Here is a 16,850-nt window from a genome sequence, read left to right as displayed (position 1 = left end):
TTCAGGCTCGGGGGCGGGCCAGGCCGAGGTGGTGGCGCAGGGTCGGCCCGGTGTACTCGGTGCGGAAGCTGCCCCGGTCCTGCAGCTCCGGCACCACCTTCTCGACGAACTCGTCGAGCCCGCCGGGGACCAGGTGCGGGATGAGGATGAAGCCGTCGCAGGCGTTCTGCTGCACGTAGGTGTCCATCTGCTCGGCCACCTGCCGCGGGGTGCCGACGAACGACTGCCGGGCGGTGGTCTCGATGATCAGCTCCCGGATCGAGAGGCCGCCCTTCGCCTCGGCGAGCTCCCGCCACTGCCGGGCCACGGCCGCCGGGTCCTTCTCGTGCCGCACCCGGCCGCGGGTGATCGACGTGCCGTCCGGGTCCGGGTCGACGTCGGGCAGCGGGCCGTCGGGGTCGTACGCCGACAGGTCGCGGCCCCACACCTGTTCGAGGAACGCGATCGCGGTCTGCGGGCTCACCTGGGCGCGCCGGACCCGGGCGGCCACCTCCTCCGCGTCCTCCGCGGTGTCGCCGAGCGCGAACGTGGTGGCCGGCAGGATCGTGACGTCCCGCTCGGCCCGGCCGTAGCGCGGGAGCCTGCCCTTGAGGTCGCGGTAGAAGGCCTGGCCCGCCTCGAGCGTGCCGTGCCGGGAGAAGATCGCGTCGGCGGTGCGTGCCCCGAACTCGCGGCCCGCGTCCGAGTCGCCGGACTGGATCAGCACCGGGTGCCCCTGCGGCGTCGGCGGGAGCGAGAACCGTCCGGAGAACGAGAACTGCTCGCCCCGGTGCTCGACGACCGGCACCGCACCGTCACGCACGAAGACGCCGCGCTCCCGGTCGGCCACCACCGCGTCCTCCGCCCAGGACAGCCACAGCTCCCGGGTCGCGTCGAGGATCTCCTGCGCGCGGTCGTAGCGCTGCTCGGGCGCCAGGAACCCGCCGCGGCGGAAGTTCTCGCCGGTGAAGGCGTCCGAGCTGGTGACGAGGTTCCAGGCGGCCCGGCCACCGGAGAGATGGTCGAGCGACGCCAGCTGCTTCGCCAGCTCGTAGGGCTCGTTGAACGTGGTGTTGAGGGTGCCCCCGAGGCCCAGGTGCGTGGTGACGGCGGCGATCGCGTTCAGCACGGTGAGCGTGTCGGGGCGCCCCACCACGTCCAGGTCGTGGATCCGGCCGCGGTGCTCGCGCAGCCGCAGCCCCTCGGCGAGGAACAGGAAGTCGAACAGGCCCCGCTCGGCGGTCTGCGCGAAGTGCACGAACGAGGCGAAGTCGGTCTGGCTGCCGGACTCCGGGTCGCTCCAGACGGTGGTGTTGTTGACCCCGGGAAGTGCGCGGCCAGGTGGATCTGCTTCGTGGCGGTCACGCGCGCGCTCCCTCGAACCGGTTCGCCGGGCGGGCGAGGCCGAAGCGGTCGCGCAGCGTGGCACCGGGCGCGACCGGGGTCCGCAGGCCACGGTCGGCGAGCCGGGGAGCCACGTCAGCGGCGATCGCCTGCACCCCGCTCGGCAGCGCGAGCGGCACGGCGGTGACGCCGTCGGCAGCGCCGCCCGCCACGGCGTCGGTGATCACGTCGACCAGCGTGGCCGCCGTGTCGACGACCCGCAGCGAGGACGGGGCGAGCTCGCGGTGGGCGTCGAGCGCGTCGAGCTCGCGGCGGGCGCTCCCGGCGTCGGCGCCCAGCAGCACCTCCACGTCGAGCAGCACGGCGACCGCGTCCGGGTCCCGGCCCGCCGCGGCCACCGCCGCGCGCACCCGCTCCCGCGCGGTGTGGGCCGTCGCGAGGTCGGCGGCGGCGACGCGGACCACGTCGGCCCGGGCCGCGGCCACGGCGAGTGCCTCCGGTTCGTCACCGCGCACCACGACCAGAGGGTGGGCCTGCGGGCTGCGCGGCGTGATCGAGGGCCCCTTCACCGAGAAGAACTCACCGCTGAAGTCGATGTAGTGCAGCTTGTCGCGGTCGACGTAGCGGCCGGTGGCGACGTCGCGGATCACGGCGTCGTCCTCCCAGGAGTCCCACAGCGCCACCACGACGTCGACGACCTCGGCGGCCTCCCGCCACAGCTCGGCGGGCGGCGCGGCCGGCTTGCGGCCGAACAGCTCCGCCTCCGCGGCCGTCCGCGAGACGACGGGCTCCCAGCCGGCCCGGCCGGAGGACACCAGGTCCAGCGTGGCGATCGCCTTGGAGACGTGGAACGGCTCGGTATGGGTGACGGTCACCGTGGGCACCAGCCCGACACCGGGGACGACCGGCGCCACCCGCGCGGCGATCGCCACCGCGTCCAGGCGCAGCGGCACCTGCCCCGGGTCGGGCGACGGTGGGGCGAGGGAGTCGGGCACGGCGAGGAAGTCGGCACCGGCCCGGGCGGCGAGCTGCGCCAGTCCGATGTGGTACGGCGCTGTGAGCAGGGCGTCCGGTTGAGCGTCCGGCCGCAGCCACGCCGCCGGGTGCCGCCCCGCTCCCGACACCTCCACCGCCAGGTACGTACTGCGCCCCATGAGTGCCCTCCGGTGGCTCGTGTCGGCCCGTTCCTCGTTCGAACCCGGTGCCGCCGCCGGGGCATTCCCCCCGGCCGGGCGGAGGTGTCAGCACAGGGTCCGGTCGCCCGCGGTGATGTCGGCCTCGATGGCGGACGCGCACGCACGCAGCGCCGGGAGGACCTCACGCACGACGTCCCGCGAGCCCGCCCTGGTGCTGACGTTCGCCGCGGCCACCACGCCGCCCGGGCCGCGCACCGGGACGGAGATCGAGCGCAGCCCCAGCTCCAGCTCCTGGTCCACCACGCAGAACCCGGCCTCGCGGACCGCGTCGAGCTCGCGGGCGAGCGCCGCCGGGTCGGTGAGGGTGCGGTCCGTCAGGGGCTGCGGTCGCAGTGCCGCCAGCCGGTCCGCCCGCTCCTCGGGCGGGAGGGCCGCCAGCAGCACCCGGCCCATCGACGTGACGTAGGCCGGCAGCCGGGTGCCGATCGTGATGGCGACGGTCATGATCCGCGAGGTGGGCACCCGGGCGACGTAGACCACGTCACCACCGTCGAGCACCGAGACCGACGCCGACTCCTGCACCTCCCGGACCAGCGCCTCCAGGTGCGGCGCGGCGATCTCGGGCAGCGACAGGCTGGAGAGGTAGGAGTAGCCCAGCTCCAGCACCCGCGGGGTGAGCGCGAAGATCCGTCCGTCGGAGCGGACGTAGCCGAGCTCGGTGAGGGTGTGCAGGAAGCGCCGGGTGGCGGCGCGCGGCAGCCCGGTGCGGCGGGCGACCTCGCTCAGGGTCTGCTCGGGGTGATCCGCGTCGAAGGCCCGGATGACGGCGAGGCCCCTGGCGAGCGAGCGGACGTGTTCGGTCACCAGGGCGCCCCCGTCCTGCTCGTGGCGGGGCGCGGCGGCGTGGCACCGGGCCGGGCGACTCGCGTGCGCGAACCGGGCGACTCGCGGGCGGATTCTGGGCGACTCGCGGGGGTCACGGCCGGTCCGCGAGCAACCGGTCCACCAGGTCGGCGGCGTGGCCGGGCGAGGGGTCCGTCCCACTGGTGAGCGCGAGGTTCGCGGCCATCCGGTCCGGGTGGACCACCAGGCCCTCCAGGCAGGTCCGCAGCCGGGCCGCGGCACCGCCGGTGGCCCGCAGGAGCTCGCCGAGCGTCTGCCACTCGGCGTGCCAGGCTCCCGCCGCGCGCTGGTGCTCGTGGTCGGCCGCGGCGAGCAGCACCGCGGCCAGCCCTGGGGCCCGCCGGGCCGCCCCCCGCGCCGTGATCGCGGCGATCGGGTTGCGCTTGTGCGGCATCGACGACGAGTCGCCCGGCGCCGCCTCGGACACCTCACCGAGCTCCGTCCCGGCGAGCAGGACCACGTCCGTGGCCGGCTTCGCGCAGGCGCCTGCGGCCACGGCCAGCGCGCCGGCCAGCTCACCGATCCGGGTGCGCTCGGTGTGCCACGGCGGGGTGTCGGAGAGCCCGAGGCTCGCGGCGAGCGACGCCGCCACGGCAGGGCCGTGCGGGTGCAGCGCCGCGAGGGTGCCGGCAGCCCCGCCGAGCTGGACGGGCAATGCGGAGAAGGGACGCGCGAGCCCGGCTGTGGCCCGGTCCAGGCCCGCGCACCACCCGGCCGCGACGAGGCCGAACGTCGTGGGCAGGGCCTGCTGCCCGAGCGTGCGGGCGATCATGGGGGTGGTCCGGTGCGCGGCGGCCAGTGCCGCGGCGGCGGCGGCGGCACCGCGCAGGTCGTCGAGCACGATCTCGCCCGCCCACCCGGTGAGGAGCACGGCGGCGGTGTCCATGACGTCCTGGCTCGTGGCGCCGGGGTGCACGGACCGCCCGGCCTCCCCCGCAGCCTCCCGCAGCAGCCTGACCAGCGGGATCACCGGGTTCCCGCCCTCCACGGCCGCCCGCCCGAGCTCCGCGGGGTCGATCCGCAGGTCGCCGGCCACCGCGGCGATGCGTGCGGCGTCGGCCGCGGGGACGACCCCGTGCTCGGCCGCGGCGCGGGCCAACGCCACCTCGACGGCGACGAGCGCGGCCACCCAGGAGGCGTCGTCGAGCCGGGCCGCCACCCGGTCGGCCCCGAACACCGGGTCGAACAGCGCACTGGACATGAGGCGGAACCGTACGGGCCGCGCGCCGCGGCACCACCGGTACCCACCCAGGTTCAGGAAAGCCACGTTGCTGCCCTCTCCGGGCAGGAAAGTGGCTTTCCTGAACTTGCCCGACACTCGCCCGTGTTCGCTCTGCGAACGGTTGTGCGTTGCGCGCACACCGTTCTAGTGTCGGGTCCGTGATGGACAAGGTGGTCGCGACCGCGGCCGAGGCGGTGGCCGACGTCCCCGACGGCGCGTCGCTCGCGGTGGGTGGGTTCGGGATGTCCGGCGTCCCCGCCGCGTTGATCGCGGCGCTGCTGGACCAGGGCGCCACCGACCTGGAGACGATCAGCAACAACCTCGGCATCGACGGGTTCGGGCTGGGCACGCTGCTCGCCGCCGGCCGGATCCGCCGCACGATCGGCTCCTACGTGGGCAACAACAAGGAGTTCGCCCGCCAGTACCTGGCCGGGGAGATCGAGCTGGAGCTCACACCCCAGGGCACGCTCGCCGAGCGGCTGCGGGCGGGTGGCGCCGGCATCCCCGCGTTCTTCACCCCCGCGGGCGTGGGCACCCAGGTCGCCGACGGAGGCCTGCCGTGGCGCCACGACGCCGACGGCGGGGTGGCCGTGCGCTCGCCCCGCAAGGAGGTCCGTGAGTTCGGCGGGCGCTCCTACGTGCTGGAGGAGGCGATCGTCCCCGACTTCGCACTGGTGCACGCCTGGAAGGGCGACCGGCACGGCAACCTCGTCTACCGCCGCAGCTCCCGCAACTTCAACCCCGTCTGCGCCGCCGCCGGCCGGATCACCATCGCCCAGGTGGAGCACCTCGTCGAACCCGGGGAGATCGACCCCGACGCCGTGCACACCCCGGGCATCCAGGTGCAGCGCGTGGTGCACGTGCCCGACGCCGACAAGCCCGTCGAGTTCCGGACGGTACGCGCCCCGAACGTGGAGACAGCATGAGCCTCACCCGTGACCAGCTCGCCGCGCGGGTGGCCACCGAGCTGCCCGACGGCTCCTACGTCAACCTCGGGATCGGCATGCCGACACTCGTGCCCGGCTTCATCCCGACGGGACGCACGGTCGTGCTGCACTCCGAGAACGGGATCCTCGGTGTCGGCCCCTACCCGACCGGCGACGAGGTGGACCCCGACCTCATCAACGCGGGCAAGGAGACCGTCACCGTGCTGCCGGGGGCGTCCTACTTCGACTCGGCCGCGAGCTTCGGCATGATCCGGGGCGGGCACGTGGACGTCGCCGTACTGGGTGCGATGCAGGTCAGCGCCCGTGGCGACCTCGCCAACTGGGCGGTGCCCGGCAAGATGATCAAGGGCATGGGCGGCGCCATGGATCTCGTCCACGGCGCTCGCCGGGTGATCGTGATGATGGAGCACACCGCGCGCGACGGCTCACCCAAGATCGTGGCGGAGTGCACCCTGCCACTCACCGGCGCCGCCTGCGTCGACCGGATCATCACCGACCTCGCCGTGATCGACGTGACGGACGACGGGCTCGCGCTCGTGGAGACCGCGCCGGGCGTCACCGCGGACGAGGTGCGCGCCGCCACCGGTGCTCCCCTGCACGACGGGCCGGCGGCGCGCTGATCGATCCACGGGACCGCAGCGCTGCGGAACCCACCCACGAGAACTCCCCGGCGCGGTCACCCCTCACCGCGCCGGGGAGCGCTCGTCAGGCGGACGGGCCGAGCTCCACCGGGAGGTTCCGGAGCCCGCGGATCAGCGTGCTGTGCCGGTACAGCAGCTCCTGCGGGTCGACGGCCAGCGCCAGCTCCGGGCGTCGTGCGAGCAGCAGCCCGAGGGCCTCCTGCCCCTCGATGCGCGCGAGCTGGGCGCCGAGACAGTGGTGCAGCCCGTGGCCGAACGCGACATGGCCCGCGGGGTCCCGGTCGACGCGCAGCTCCTCGGCGCCGTCGAAGCGGGCGGGGTCGCGGTTCGCCGCGGCCAGCGAGAGCGTGACGACCGACCGGGCCGGGATCGTCACCCCGGAGTACTCGACGTCCTCGGCGGCGACCCGCAGCGGGGTGCTGTGCACCGGGGAGTCCCAGCGCAGGAACTCCTCGACCGCCGAGGGCAGCAGGTCGGGGCGCTCCCGCAGCAGAGCGAGCTGCTCGGGGTGGGTGAGCAGGGCGAGCAAGCCGTTGCCGATCAGGTTGACGGTGGTCTCGTGCCCGGCGATGAGCAGCAACGTCGCCATCCCGATGAGCTCGCCCTCGGAGAGCCGGTCGCCGTCCTCGGCCACCTCGATCAGCCCGCTGATCAGGGCGTCGTCGGGGTGTGCGCGCTTCTCCGCGATGAGCCGGGAGAGGTACTCGAAGAGCTTCCCCGACGCGGCGTTCGACTCGTCGCGCGTCGACTCGTCGACCATCGTGTTGGACCAGGCCGCGAAGTCGTCGCGGTCATCGGCCGGCACGCCGAGGAGCTCGCAGATCACCAGCACGGGCAGCAGGAACGCGTACTCGGCCATGATGTCGACCCGGCCGGTCGGCGGCAGGGCGTCGAGGAGCTCGCCCGCGATCTGCTCGACGCGGGGGCGCAGCCCCTCCATGCGGCGCAGCGTGAACGAACGCGACACCAGCTTGCGCAGCCGGGTGTGGTCCGGCGGGTCCATCAGCAGCATCATCGGCATGGGCGACACGGGAGCGGCGGCCCGCTCCTCCGGCGGCAGCGTGTAGCGCCAGTCCTTGACCAGCCGCGGGTCGGCGAGCGCTGCCCGCACGTCGGCGTAGCGCGACAGCAGCCACACCGCGCCCTCCGGACGCTCCAGCCGGATCACCGGCTCGTCGGTGCGCAAGGTGCCATATGCCGGGTACGGGTCGCGCCAGAAGGCGCCTTCGAAGAGCTCGAGGGTGGAGGTCAACGTTCTCCTTCAGGCGTCCCAAACTGATGTAAGCAGGAGCTTACAGGCGCGTCGGGGAGAACGTCGCCGGATCGAGGGGCACGTCCGCCGGCACCGGCTCCCCCGTGACGACGGCCGCGGCGAAGGCCGACAGCGCCGGAGCGGACTCGATGCCGGAACCGCCCTGGCCGGCGCAGAACCAGAAGCCCGGGTGGTCGGGCCAGGCCCCGACCACGGGACGCCGGTCGGGGACGAACGAGCGCAGCCCCGCCCAGCTGGTGCGCACCGAGCGCAGCCCGAGCCCGGTCACCGCCTCGACGCGTTCCAGCGCCGTCGCCACGTCGAGCTCGTCGGGCCTGACGTCGTGCGGCTCGACCGGCGTCTCGTCCGCCGGGCTCACCAGCAGCCCGTCGCCCTCCGGCTTGAAGTAGAACCGCTCGGCGGCCTCCCGGACCATCGGCACGCGCCCGTCCGGCACCCGCAGCCGGGCCGGGTCCGGCACGCGCACCACCGCGATCGTGCGCCGCAGCGGGACGAGCCCCACGAGCGGCACGCCGGCGAGCCCGGCCACGACGTCCGCCCACGCACCCGCGGCGTCGACGACGTCGGCCGTGTCGATCGGGTCGCCGGTTCCGGCGTGGACGCGCCAGCCGCTCCTGCTGCGCTCGATCGCCGTCACCCGGGCGGCCGCCCGCACCGTGCCCCCGCGGCGGCGCAGCCCGCGGACGTAGGCCTGGTGCAGCGCCTCGGTGTCCACGTCGGCCGCGCCCTCCACGACCGCTGCGGCCCGCACCAGGCCCGGCACGAGCATCGGGCACCGGCGCTCCGCCTCCGCCGGGTCGATCGACACCGGGGCCTCGGGCTCACCCGCCTGCTCCCCGAGTGTCGTGGTGAGCGCCGCCTCACCGGCCGCGTCCACCGCGACGTGCACGACGGGGCGCGGCGTCAGCAGCGGGGGCGCGTCCAGCTCGGCGGCGAGCCGGGCGAAGCGGGGCCCGCTCGCCACGATCAGCGCCCGGACGGGCCGCGTGCCGTGGCCGGGGATGTAGGTGGCCGCCGAGCGGGCCGTGGAGTGCCGGGCGAGCGCGGTCTCCGCCTCGAGCAGGACGACCGAGCGGCTGGCGGAGAGCTCGTAGGCGACCGACGCGCCCGCGATCCCCCCACCGATCACGACGACGTCAGCGGAGTGGGTCATGAACCCGACGGTAGTGCGGCCCGAAAACCCGTGGCGGCAGTGTCCGGTTTCTCCTACCGTTCCTCTCATGCGCCTGTAGTGACGACCGCCTCGCGCGGCACCGCGGCCCGGACCTCCGTCCGCGCCGCCCGTCCCAGCCATCCGGCCGGCCTGTCTCGGTCCAGCTGTTGCTGTTGCTGTGCCGGCTTCGTCCTACCTGCAGGAGGCACTCGTGCATGATCCGTTGCTGTCCACCGTCGCCGGCGACACCGTCCTCGGCGACCCCACCGCCATCGTCGGCGGCGAACCGGTCCTCGACCCGGCCGCCACGCCGCCGGCCAACCGCGCGGCCCGTCGCGGCCGCTCGGGCAAGCAGGCCCAGAACGGAGCCGTGCATCCCGGCTCCTCGGGCCGCGCCCGTGCGGCGCAGGGCCGCCGGATCAACCCTGTGCGTCGCACCGGTTGATCCGCTCCGGTACCGCCGGCCTCGCGTCCACGAGGCCGGCGGTACCCCGCGCACCCGGACACGTCCGCCGCGGCGCGGCCGGTGTCCATGTCGCGCTCGTTACCCCCGTCCCGGCCCGGCCGCGTGTGACGATGGCAGCGTGACCATCGCGCGCAGCGACTCCGGAACCCGGGACACCACCGTCTGGTGGGCGGCGCCGGTGGCGCCGGAGTCGGCACCCGGCCTGGTCGCGCTCCTCGACCCGCACGAGCGGGGCCGCCTGGAACGCTTCCGGATGCCTGCCGACCGCGCTCGCTACGTCGCCGCCCACGCACTCGCGCGGATCGTGCTGGCCGACGCCGTGGGGCGTCCCGCCGCGGATCTCGAGTTCGACCGCACCTGCCAGTGCGGGAAGCAGCACGGCAAACCCGTTCTTCCCGGGGGCCCGGGGTTCTCGCTCACCCATTCCGGCGACCTCGTCGGCGTGGCCGTGCACCCGGGCGGCCCGGTCGGTCTCGACGTCGAGCAGATCCGCGACCTCACCGAGCTGCCCGCGATGGCCGCGCACGTCTGCTCAGCGGCCGAGTCCGTATCCGACCCGAGGTCCTTCTTCGCGCTGTGGACGCGCAAGGAGGCGCTGCTCAAGGCCACCGGCAGCGGCTTGTCCAGCCCGATGACGGCGATCACGCTGGGGCCCGCAGGGGTGCGGGAGTGGACCGGGGACGGCGCACCGTCCGAGCCGGTGTGGCTCCGGGACCTGCACCCCGGCGACGGGTACCCGGCCGCGGTGGCCGGGTTCGGCGCGGCGCCACCCCGGGTGGTCGAGGCCGACGGCAACGCGGTGCTGCACGCCGGAGTGGGCTGACTCCCGTACCGTCGCCGCACGAGACCGGCCGCACGAGACTGTCGGGGGGCTCGGGGATGATGGGGCTGTGGGCGCGCGGTGGGTGCTGCACCTCGACATGGACGCGTTCTTCGCCTCTGCCGAGCAGCTCACCCGTCCCACGCTGCGCGAGCGTCCGGTGCTGGTGGGCGGGCTCGGCCCGCGTGCCGTGGTGGCCGGGGCCAGCTACCAGGCACGGGTGTTCGGAGCGCGCTCGGCCATGCCCATGGGTCAGGCCCGCAGGCTCTGCCCGCACGCCGTGGTGCTGCCGGCCCGGTTCGGGCTCTACCGGGCGCTCAGCGAGCGGGTGATGAGCGTCCTCGCCGACGCCGCGCCGGTGCTCGAGCCGGTCTCGGTGGACGAGGCGTTCCTGGAGCCTCCGGCGCTGGCGGGCGCCTCGGCGGCCGAGGTCGAGCGGTTCGGCACGGATCTGCGGGCGGCGGTCCACGCCGCCACCGGGCTCGCCGCCTCCGTCGGCGCCGGGTCGGGCAAGCAGCTCGCCAAGATCGCGTCCGAGCTCGCCAAGCCCGACGGGCTGCGGGTCGTGGCACCCGACGAGGAGCAGACGGTGCTCGCGCCGCTGCCGGTGCGCGCCCTGTGGGGTGTGGGACCGGTGGCCGAGGCCGGTCTGCACCGGCTCGGCGTGCACACCATCGGTCAGCTGGCCGCCATGGATCTGCGCGAGCTGACCGGCCTGCTCGGCACCGCGATCGGGATGGAGCTGCACCGCCTCGCCCGCGGCGTCGACGACCGGCCCGTCGCGCCGAGGGGCGCGGCGAAGCAGGTGAGCGCCGAGACCACCTTCGACACCGACCTCACCGCCATGACCGCCGTGCACGACGCCGTCGCCCGGATGACGCAGGCGGCGCACCGGCGGCTCGTGGAGTCGGGGCGCGCCGCCCGCACCGTCACGGTCAAGGTGCGCAGCGCCGACTTCACCACGTCGAGCCGCTCCGAGACGGCCGGCAGCGGGAGCACCGACCTCCCCACACTCACCGCGGTCGCCCAGCGGCTGGCCCGCGCCGCTGTACCCGAGGGCGGGGTCCGGCTGATCGGGGTGTCACTGGCCGGGCTCATCGACGACCCGCCGCCCGCGCTGTTCGAGGCCGTCCGTTTCGACGCCGCCGCCGATGCCGCCCGGCCCGAGCCCGATCCCGATCCGAGCCCCACCGGATCGGCCCCGGTGGACCCCGCCGTCCTCGCGCCCGATGAGCCGGGCCCGCTCCCGGACCCGTCCGCGGCGGACACGCTGAGCCAGGCGTGGCGCCCCGGCGACGACGTGCGCCACCCCGAGCACGGCCACGGCTGGGTGCAGGGCGCCGGCCACGGCCGCGTCACCGTCCGGTTCGAGACGCGCAGCACCGGCCCGGGCCGGGCCCGCACCTTCGCCGCCGCCGACCCCGACCTCGTCCGTGCCGACCCGCTGGGCAGCCTGGACTGACCAGGCACGGCCCGACCCGACCCCCGGAACACGCGCACGAACCGGGCGACTCGCGGCCACGGAACGGGCGACTCGCGCGCAGAAACCGGGCGACTCGCGGAACTCCCCGCGAGTCGCCCGGTTCTGCTCCGCGAGTCGCCCGGTTCGGGTGCGCGAGTCGCCCGCCCTGCGGGGCGGGGGGGCTACTCCGGCGGCCGCCAGGGCCGCGGCGGCAGCACCGGGAGCCCGCTCGGGGCGCACTGGCCGCCGCGCTCCCCCGCCAGCCGGAAGATCAGCCAGCCGATGACGCCCGCGAGGATGGAGCCGGTGAGGATGCCGATCTTGGCGTCGTTCACCAGCACCGGGTCGGTCAGTGCGAGGTCGGTGATGAACAGGGCGACCGTGAACCCGATGCCCGCGAGCCCGGCGCCCCCCACCATCTGGCCCCACCGCAGGGTGTCGGGCACCCGGCCGATCCCGGTGCGCAGCGCCACCCAGGTGCCCAGCGTGACGCCGATCAGCTTGCCGACCGTCAGGCCCACCACGATGCCCCAGAAGAGCGGCGAGCTGACCGCAGCGGCGATGGAGGCGCCCGACAGCACCACACCGGCGTTGGCCAGCACGAAGATCGGGACGATCACGTAGCTGCTCCACGGCTGGATGCGCAGCTGCAGCCGCTCGTTCGGCGACACGGCCTCCGCCGCGGCGGTCCGGGCGGCGAGGGCTCGTTCCGGGCTGGGGTCGAGCATGAAGCTGCTGCCCAGCACCTGCACCCTCGCGATGTCGCGCGGCCGTGGGGCGTAGGCGTTGACGAGCAGGCCGAGTGCGACGCCGACCACGCTCGGGTGCACACCCGACTCCAGCACGGCCACCCACATCACGACGGCGATCACCACGTAGATCGGCGTGCGCCAGAAGTCGACGAACCGCAGCCCCAGCAGCGCCAGGAACAGAACGACGGCCAGGAGCAACGCCGTGTAGTTCACCTGGTGGGTGTAGAAGATGGCGATCGCGAGCACGGCGCCGATGTCGTCGACGATCGCGAGCGCGAGGAGGAACACCCGGAGCTGGTCCGGGCAACGCGGCCCGATCAGCGCGAGCATGCCGATGACGATCGCCGTGTCGGTCGAGATCGGGATGCCCCACGCGCCCGCGGCCGGCCCACCCGCGTTGAACAGCAGGAAGATCGCAGCCGGGACCAGCAAACCGCCGATGGCGGCCACCGCCGGGGTGGCGAGCGCCCGGACACCCCGCAGCTCTCCGAGCACGGTCTCGCGCGAGATCTCCAGGCCGACACTCAGGAAGAACAGCACCATGAGGCCGTCGTTGACCCAGTGGCGCAGGTCGAGGGTCAGGTCGATGGAGCCGACGGAGAACGAGAGCGGCGTGTGCCAGAACGCCTCGTAACCCCCGACGTTGGCCCAGACCAACGCGATCACGGCGGCGGCGAGCAGGAGGACCGCCGAACCGGATTCGGTCCGCATGAAGGACCGCGCGGCGCGACTCAGCTCGCCGCGCTCGGTTAGTGTCGTTACCGCCACTCGGGGAATCCTGCCATCCTGGGAACCGGCACCTCGGCACACGTCACTGGAGGTCACGATCGCTCTCGACCCCCGGATGGGGACCTACGACCATCTGCAGGGCGTACTCGGCGCAGAGCTCTCGCTCGTCGAGTACGGCGATTTCGAGTGCCCGTACTGCCGCAAGGCGGCACCGGTGATCGAGGAGGTGCGCGAGCGGCTCGGCACCCGTCTCGTCTTCGCGTTCCGCCACTTCCCGCTGGCCGAGCTGCACCCGTTCGCGCTGTCGGCCGCGGTCGCGGCGGAGGCCGCGGCCCTCAAGGGCCAGTTCTGGCCGATGCACGACCGGCTCTTCTCCGGCGACGAGCCCCGGTTGCGGCAGGAGGACCTGCGCCGCTACGCCGAGGAGATCGGCGTCCCGCCGGAGAAGGTGGTGTGGCCCGCCACCCAGTTCGTCGAGGAGCGGGTGGAGGCCGACTTCAACTCCGGGGTCCGCAGCGGCGTGCGTGGTACTCCGACCCTCTTCGTCAACGGTGCGCAGTACCGCGGGGCCGTCACCGTCCGAGACCTGGTCGAGGCACTCGAAACCTGAGCCGGCCTGCTGGATCGGGCCCGTTCGGGTGGCGCGCGATGATCGCGGAACAGCATCTCGCGCGGCATGATGTGGACCATGCAGCGACCCGCCCCGAGGTGGCCGGGAATCGGCACGTCGCTGCTCGCCGTGCTCGCGATCCTCGCAGCCGGGCGCGCCATGGTCCTGATGCTCTACCTCGGGGTGGCCTACCGGCACGAGGTCGACCCGATCTCGCAGCCCCTGAGCTTCTACGAGTTCGTCGACGGAGCCGCCGACCTGCTCGGCTCGGCGGTCGTGGCCCTCGCCGTCGGGACCCAGGCCGTGGTGCTCGGCATGGCCCGCGCCGGGGTGCGGCTGGCCGGTCGCCCGGCCGTCCTGTTCATCACGTGGACGGCGTGCCTGCTGGTGGCGGCGATCTTCCCCACCGACGACTCGCCGCAGATCCTGACGGTCAGCGGCTGGGTGCACCAGTTCGCCGGCGCCGGGATCTTCGCACTGCTGTCTCTCGCCGGGTTCGCGGCGGCCCCCCGGCTGGCGGAGAGCCCCGCATGGCTGCCGGTGGTCGGGCTCGTCCGGAGGCTGTCGGCCGGAGCGGCGGTACTCGCCGTCGTGTACGTCGTGAGCAGGCTGAACGACTGGATCCCCGGGTTCGTGTCGGTGTTCGGCGGCGTCGACCCCGGCGGGCTCCTGCAGCGGATGGCGCTGCTCGTCCACGGCGCGGTCGTCGCGGTGCTGGCCGTGCATCTGCTGCGGGTGTCGTGGCCCGCTGCGCGCTCCCGCACGGGACCGTGGCCCGCCGACACCGCGGCGTCCGGGGCTGCCCCGCCCTGCTGACGTGGTCAGGAGATGGCGGCGACGTCGGACGGGTGATCACCGGACGCAGGCGGGGTGGCCACCGCAGCGGGCCCGCAGGCCCGCGGAGCGGGGAGCAGCGCCTCGAGCGCGGCCTCCGGCCCGGCACTGCGGGCCACCGCCGCGCACCGGCGCAGGAGCGCCGCGGTCGGGGCGTCGCCGGAGCACCAGACGTGGGCGAGCGTCGCCGCGATGTCGGCGATGCTGTCGAGGTCCTGCGCCGGGTCGCCGCGGCCGGCGTCGATCATCACCACGAGCGGCGTCCCGTCCGGGTCGAAGAACACCGCCTCGCCGTCGAGGTGCCCGTGGACGAGGCCCTGGCCGTGCAGTTCGGCCACCGTCCGGACGACGACGGTCAGCACCGCCACCGCGTCCGCGCCGGTCAGGGGGGCGTCGAGCAGGTCGTCCAGCGTGGGTGTGGGCGGCTGCGGGGTGCGCAGCCATACCTGCCCGTCGGCGGCGACGACGTTCCCGATCGGCAGCAGGCCCGCCAGACCGAGGTCACGGATCCGCCGCACGTCCCCCGCCGCCACTCCGTCGGCCACCCGGAGCAGGGAACCCGATCCCCCGTCGGCGGGGAGGAACCACTCACCGGCGGGCGTCGAGCGCACCGAACGCGCGGTCATGCTGGCGAAACCATCGGCCGGTGTCCTGTCATCGGGTCGGGTGGGTCGCGGATGGAATCGGAGCGGCCCGGGGCCCGCGTTACGGGGGGTCGCGAATCGCACTGAGGCCCGGGCCGGCCGGGGGCCTCATGTCGCGCGGACGGGGGCGGGGCCTGGCCCGTACGGACTCAGCCCAAGGAGCGCGCTGAACATCTCGGCCCTATGGGCGGAGTTGTTCAGCACCCTCCTTGTCGGCCACCCCGGCGGCGTCGAAGGTGGCGACGTCCTGCAGCGCCTGCGCGGCGGCCTGCAGCACGGGAAGGGCGAGCAGTGCCCCGCTGCCCTCGCCCAGCCGCATCCCGAGGTCGAGCAGCGGTTCGAGGCGCAGCTGCGCGAGGGCGACGGCGTGCCCCGGCTCCGCCGAGCGGTGTCCCGCGACGCAGTAGCCCGTCGCAGCCGGGGCGAGGGCCGCGGCCACCAGCGCGGCGGCCCCGGCGTTCACCCCATCGAGGAGCACCGGCACCCGCAGGGCCGCTGCGCCGAGCACGAACCCCGCCAGCGCGGCGTGCTCGAGCCCACCGAACGCGGCGAGCACGCCGACCGGATCGGCCGGGTCGGGGTCGTGCCGGGCGAGTGCCGCGGCCACCACCGCGGTCTTGTGGGCGAGAGTCGCGTCGTCGATGCCGGTGCCCCGACCCGTGGCCGCACCCGGCTCGGATCCGGTGAAGGCGCAGATCAGGGCGGCCGCCGCCGTGGTGTTGGCGATGCCCATGTCGCCGGTGACGAGGCACCGGTTGCCGGCCGCGACGAGGTCACGGGCGGTCTCGATGCCCACCTCGACGGCCGCCCGGGCCTGCTCACGGGTGAGGGCTGGGCCCGCGGTCATGTCCGCGGTGCCGTCGGCGATGCGCCGCGGGAGCAGACCGGGAACGGGTGCGGCGTCCGGCGCGGCGAGCGGCGCGGCCACCCCCACGTCCACCACGCACACCTCGGCACCCAGCCGCCGCGCGAAGGCGTTGACCACGGCGCCACCGGCCACGAAGTTGCCCACCATCTGCGCCGTGACCTCCTGCGGCCACGGCGACACCCCCTGGGCGTGCACGCCGTGGTCGGCGGCGAACACGGCCACCGCCGCCGGCTCGGGTACCGCCGGGGGGCAGCTCCCGGCGATCCCCGCCAGGGTGACGGCGACGTCCTCGACGCGGCCCAGCGAGCCCCGCGGCTTCGTCATCCGGTCGAGGCGTTCCGTGGCGGCGGCACGTGCCGCGCCGTCCGGCGCGACGATCGCGGCGACGGTCTCGTCGAGCAGGTCCATCGGTTCCTCCCCGGGTAGTCCGCGCCGGCCGTACGTGTCGTGGTGCACGGCCCATCGCAGCGGTCGGCGCTGCGCCCAGCCGGCCGTGGCGAGCTCCGGCTCGGGCGCGAAGTCGGTGACGGGCCCGACACACAGGTACGCCACCACCTCCAGGTGCGGCGGCAGCCCGAGCAGGCCGGCGAGCAGGCGCTCGTCACCGAAGCTGACCCAGCCGACGCCCAGACCCTCCGCCCGCGCGGCCAGCCACAGGTTCTGCACGGCGCCGACCGTCGAGTAGGGCGCCATCCGCGGCTGGGTGTGGCGGCCCAGCGTGTGGCGGCCACCGCGGGTCGGGTCGCAGGTGACGGCGATGTTCAGCGCGGCGTCGAGGATCGCCTCGACCTTGAGGTCGCGGAACGCGGCGGCCCGGGCGCCGGGCAGCGTGGCGGCGTACGCGGCCCGGGAGGCGGCGACGTGGGCCTGCACCCGCTCCCGCAGGGCCCGGTCGCGGACCACGAGGAAGTCCCACGGCTGGGAGAAGCCCACGCTGGGCGCTGCGTGCGCGGCATCGAGCACCCGGCGCAGCACGGCGTCGTCGACGGCGGCGCCGGGCCGGAACCCCGAGCGCACGTCGCGGCGGGAGTGCACGACCTCGTAGAACGCGTCGGGGTCCACGGCGG

15 protein-coding genes and 1 pseudogene are annotated in these 16,850 nt (G+C 74.9%); 7 read left to right on the top strand and 9 right to left on the bottom strand.

The features are described from left to right. Position 1: 1 nt before the first annotated feature. The 4 genes and pseudogenes from ACQPZA_RS10365 to pcaB all read right to left on the bottom strand — a co-directional run bounded on the left by ACQPZA_RS10365 (position 2) and on the right by pcaB (position 4,563). Positions 2–1,344: pseudogene (locus ACQPZA_RS10365) on the bottom strand (NtaA/DmoA family FMN-dependent monooxygenase). Beyond that, on the bottom strand, positions 1,341–2,477 hold the full coding sequence (locus ACQPZA_RS10360) for an LLM class flavin-dependent oxidoreductase (RefSeq protein WP_433280027.1): 1,137 nt from the start codon (positions 2,475–2,477) through the stop codon (positions 1,341–1,343). The pseudogene ACQPZA_RS10365 and the gene ACQPZA_RS10360 overlap by 4 nt, the downstream one beginning before the upstream one ends. An 87-nt stretch (positions 2,478–2,564) precedes the next feature. Beyond that, positions 2,565–3,323, bottom strand: a complete 759-nt coding sequence (locus ACQPZA_RS10355; RefSeq protein ID WP_433280025.1) for an IclR family transcriptional regulator domain-containing protein — start codon at positions 3,321–3,323, stop codon at positions 2,565–2,567. A 112-nt stretch (positions 3,324–3,435) separates the two neighbouring features. Then, positions 3,436–4,563, bottom strand: a complete 1,128-nt coding sequence (pcaB, locus tag ACQPZA_RS10350) for a 3-carboxy-cis,cis-muconate cycloisomerase (RefSeq protein WP_433280023.1) — start codon at positions 4,561–4,563, stop codon at positions 3,436–3,438. A gap of 182 nt (positions 4,564–4,745) precedes the next feature. On the opposite strand from pcaB, the gene ACQPZA_RS10345 reads away from it, so the two are divergent. Both ACQPZA_RS10345 and ACQPZA_RS10340 read left to right on the top strand, forming a co-directional pair. After that, a complete protein-coding gene (locus ACQPZA_RS10345) occupies positions 4,746–5,510 on the top strand; it encodes a CoA transferase subunit A (protein WP_169397985.1) in 765 nt (254 codons plus the stop codon). Then, on the top strand, positions 5,507–6,151 hold the full coding sequence (locus ACQPZA_RS10340; RefSeq protein WP_433280021.1) for a CoA transferase subunit B: 645 nt from the start codon (positions 5,507–5,509) through the stop codon (positions 6,149–6,151). Before ACQPZA_RS10345 ends, ACQPZA_RS10340 begins: the two co-directional genes overlap by 4 nt. An 85-nt stretch (positions 6,152–6,236) precedes the next feature. Here the strand turns inward: ACQPZA_RS10340 and ACQPZA_RS10335 are convergent, their stop codons facing one another. Both ACQPZA_RS10335 and ACQPZA_RS10330 read right to left on the bottom strand, forming a co-directional pair. Then, on the bottom strand, positions 6,237–7,424 hold the full coding sequence (locus ACQPZA_RS10335) for a cytochrome P450 family protein (RefSeq protein WP_433280019.1): 1,188 nt from the start codon (positions 7,422–7,424) through the stop codon (positions 6,237–6,239). Positions 7,425–7,464: 40 nt separating this feature from the next. After that, positions 7,465–8,598 carry an NAD(P)/FAD-dependent oxidoreductase gene (locus ACQPZA_RS10330; protein ID WP_433280017.1) on the bottom strand — a complete coding sequence of 378 codons (1,134 nt, stop codon included), beginning with the start codon at positions 8,596–8,598 and terminating at the stop codon, positions 7,465–7,467. A gap of 211 nt (positions 8,599–8,809) precedes the next feature. On the opposite strand from ACQPZA_RS10330, the gene ACQPZA_RS10325 reads away from it, so the two are divergent. The 3 genes from ACQPZA_RS10325 to ACQPZA_RS10315 all read left to right on the top strand — a co-directional run bounded on the left by ACQPZA_RS10325 (position 8,810) and on the right by ACQPZA_RS10315 (position 11,346). Next, the gene (locus ACQPZA_RS10325; protein WP_433280015.1) at positions 8,810–9,043 is read left to right on the top strand and encodes a hypothetical protein; all 234 of its coding nucleotides are present in this window, start codon (positions 8,810–8,812) and stop codon (positions 9,041–9,043) included. Between the two features lie 139 nt (positions 9,044–9,182). Then, positions 9,183–9,887, top strand: coding sequence for a 4'-phosphopantetheinyl transferase family protein (locus ACQPZA_RS10320; RefSeq protein ID WP_433280013.1), 705 nt, complete (start codon positions 9,183–9,185; stop codon positions 9,885–9,887). Positions 9,888–9,954: 67 nt separating this feature from the next. After that, the gene (locus tag ACQPZA_RS10315; protein WP_433280011.1) at positions 9,955–11,346 is read left to right on the top strand and encodes a DNA polymerase IV; all 1,392 of its coding nucleotides are present in this window, start codon (positions 9,955–9,957) and stop codon (positions 11,344–11,346) included. Positions 11,347–11,528: 182 nt separating this feature from the next. Here the strand turns inward: ACQPZA_RS10315 and nhaA are convergent, their stop codons facing one another. Beyond that, the gene (gene nhaA, locus ACQPZA_RS10310) at positions 11,529–12,809 is read right to left on the bottom strand and encodes a Na+/H+ antiporter NhaA (protein ID WP_433280009.1); all 1,281 of its coding nucleotides are present in this window, start codon (positions 12,807–12,809) and stop codon (positions 11,529–11,531) included. 133 nt (positions 12,810–12,942) lie between these two features. Here nhaA and ACQPZA_RS10305 point away from each other — a divergent pair, with 133 nt between their 5' ends. Both ACQPZA_RS10305 and ACQPZA_RS10300 read left to right on the top strand, forming a co-directional pair. Continuing rightward, positions 12,943–13,437 (top strand): DsbA family protein, encoded by a 495-nt coding sequence (locus ACQPZA_RS10305; protein WP_433280007.1) that lies wholly within the window; start codon positions 12,943–12,945, stop codon positions 13,435–13,437. A 78-nt stretch (positions 13,438–13,515) separates the two neighbouring features. Then, the gene (locus ACQPZA_RS10300) at positions 13,516–14,253 is read left to right on the top strand and encodes a DUF998 domain-containing protein (protein WP_169398862.1); all 738 of its coding nucleotides are present in this window, start codon (positions 13,516–13,518) and stop codon (positions 14,251–14,253) included. 5 nt (positions 14,254–14,258) lie between these two features. On the opposite strand, the gene ACQPZA_RS10295 is transcribed toward ACQPZA_RS10300, so the two are convergent. Beyond that, on the bottom strand, positions 14,259–14,897 hold the full coding sequence (locus tag ACQPZA_RS10295) for a hypothetical protein (RefSeq protein WP_433280005.1): 639 nt from the start codon (positions 14,895–14,897) through the stop codon (positions 14,259–14,261). Between the two features lie 199 nt (positions 14,898–15,096). After that, a complete protein-coding gene (cobT, locus tag ACQPZA_RS10290; protein WP_433280003.1) occupies positions 15,097–16,845 on the bottom strand; it encodes a nicotinate-nucleotide--dimethylbenzimidazole phosphoribosyltransferase in 1,749 nt (582 codons plus the stop codon). Positions 16,846–16,850 lie beyond the last annotated feature (5 nt).

The sequence above is a fragment of the Pseudonocardia xinjiangensis genome (genome assembly GCF_050948425.1).
GTDB lineage: Bacteria > Actinomycetota > Actinomycetes > Mycobacteriales > Pseudonocardiaceae > Pseudonocardia > Pseudonocardia xinjiangensis.
The sequence above is the reverse complement of the archived record's forward strand: the minus strand, read 5'-3'. Positions and strand labels throughout refer to the sequence as shown.

Excerpts from the sequence above, each read along its gene's own strand:
- ACQPZA_RS10295 (WP_433280005.1), bottom strand. The coding sequence starts at position 14,897 with ATGACCGCGCGTTCGGTGCGCTCGACGCCCGCCGGTGAGTGGTTCCTC.
- ACQPZA_RS10300 (WP_169398862.1), top strand. The coding sequence starts at position 13,516 with ATGCAGCGACCCGCCCCGAGGTGGCCGGGAATCGGCACGTCGCTGCTC.
- ACQPZA_RS10305 (WP_433280007.1), top strand. The coding sequence starts at position 12,943 with ATGGGGACCTACGACCATCTGCAGGGCGTACTCGGCGCAGAGCTCTCG.
- ACQPZA_RS10345 (WP_169397985.1), top strand. The coding sequence starts at position 4,746 with ATGGACAAGGTGGTCGCGACCGCGGCCGAGGCGGTGGCCGACGTCCCC.
- ACQPZA_RS10360 (WP_433280027.1), bottom strand. The coding sequence starts at position 2,477 with ATGGGGCGCAGTACGTACCTGGCGGTGGAGGTGTCGGGAGCGGGGCGG.
- pcaB (WP_433280023.1), bottom strand. The coding sequence starts at position 4,563 with ATGTCCAGTGCGCTGTTCGACCCGGTGTTCGGGGCCGACCGGGTGGCG.
- ACQPZA_RS10330 (WP_433280017.1), bottom strand. The coding sequence starts at position 8,598 with ATGACCCACTCCGCTGACGTCGTCGTGATCGGTGGGGGGATCGCGGGC.
- ACQPZA_RS10340 (WP_433280021.1), top strand. The coding sequence starts at position 5,507 with ATGAGCCTCACCCGTGACCAGCTCGCCGCGCGGGTGGCCACCGAGCTG.
- nhaA (WP_433280009.1), bottom strand. The coding sequence starts at position 12,809 with ATGCGGACCGAATCCGGTTCGGCGGTCCTCCTGCTCGCCGCCGCCGTG.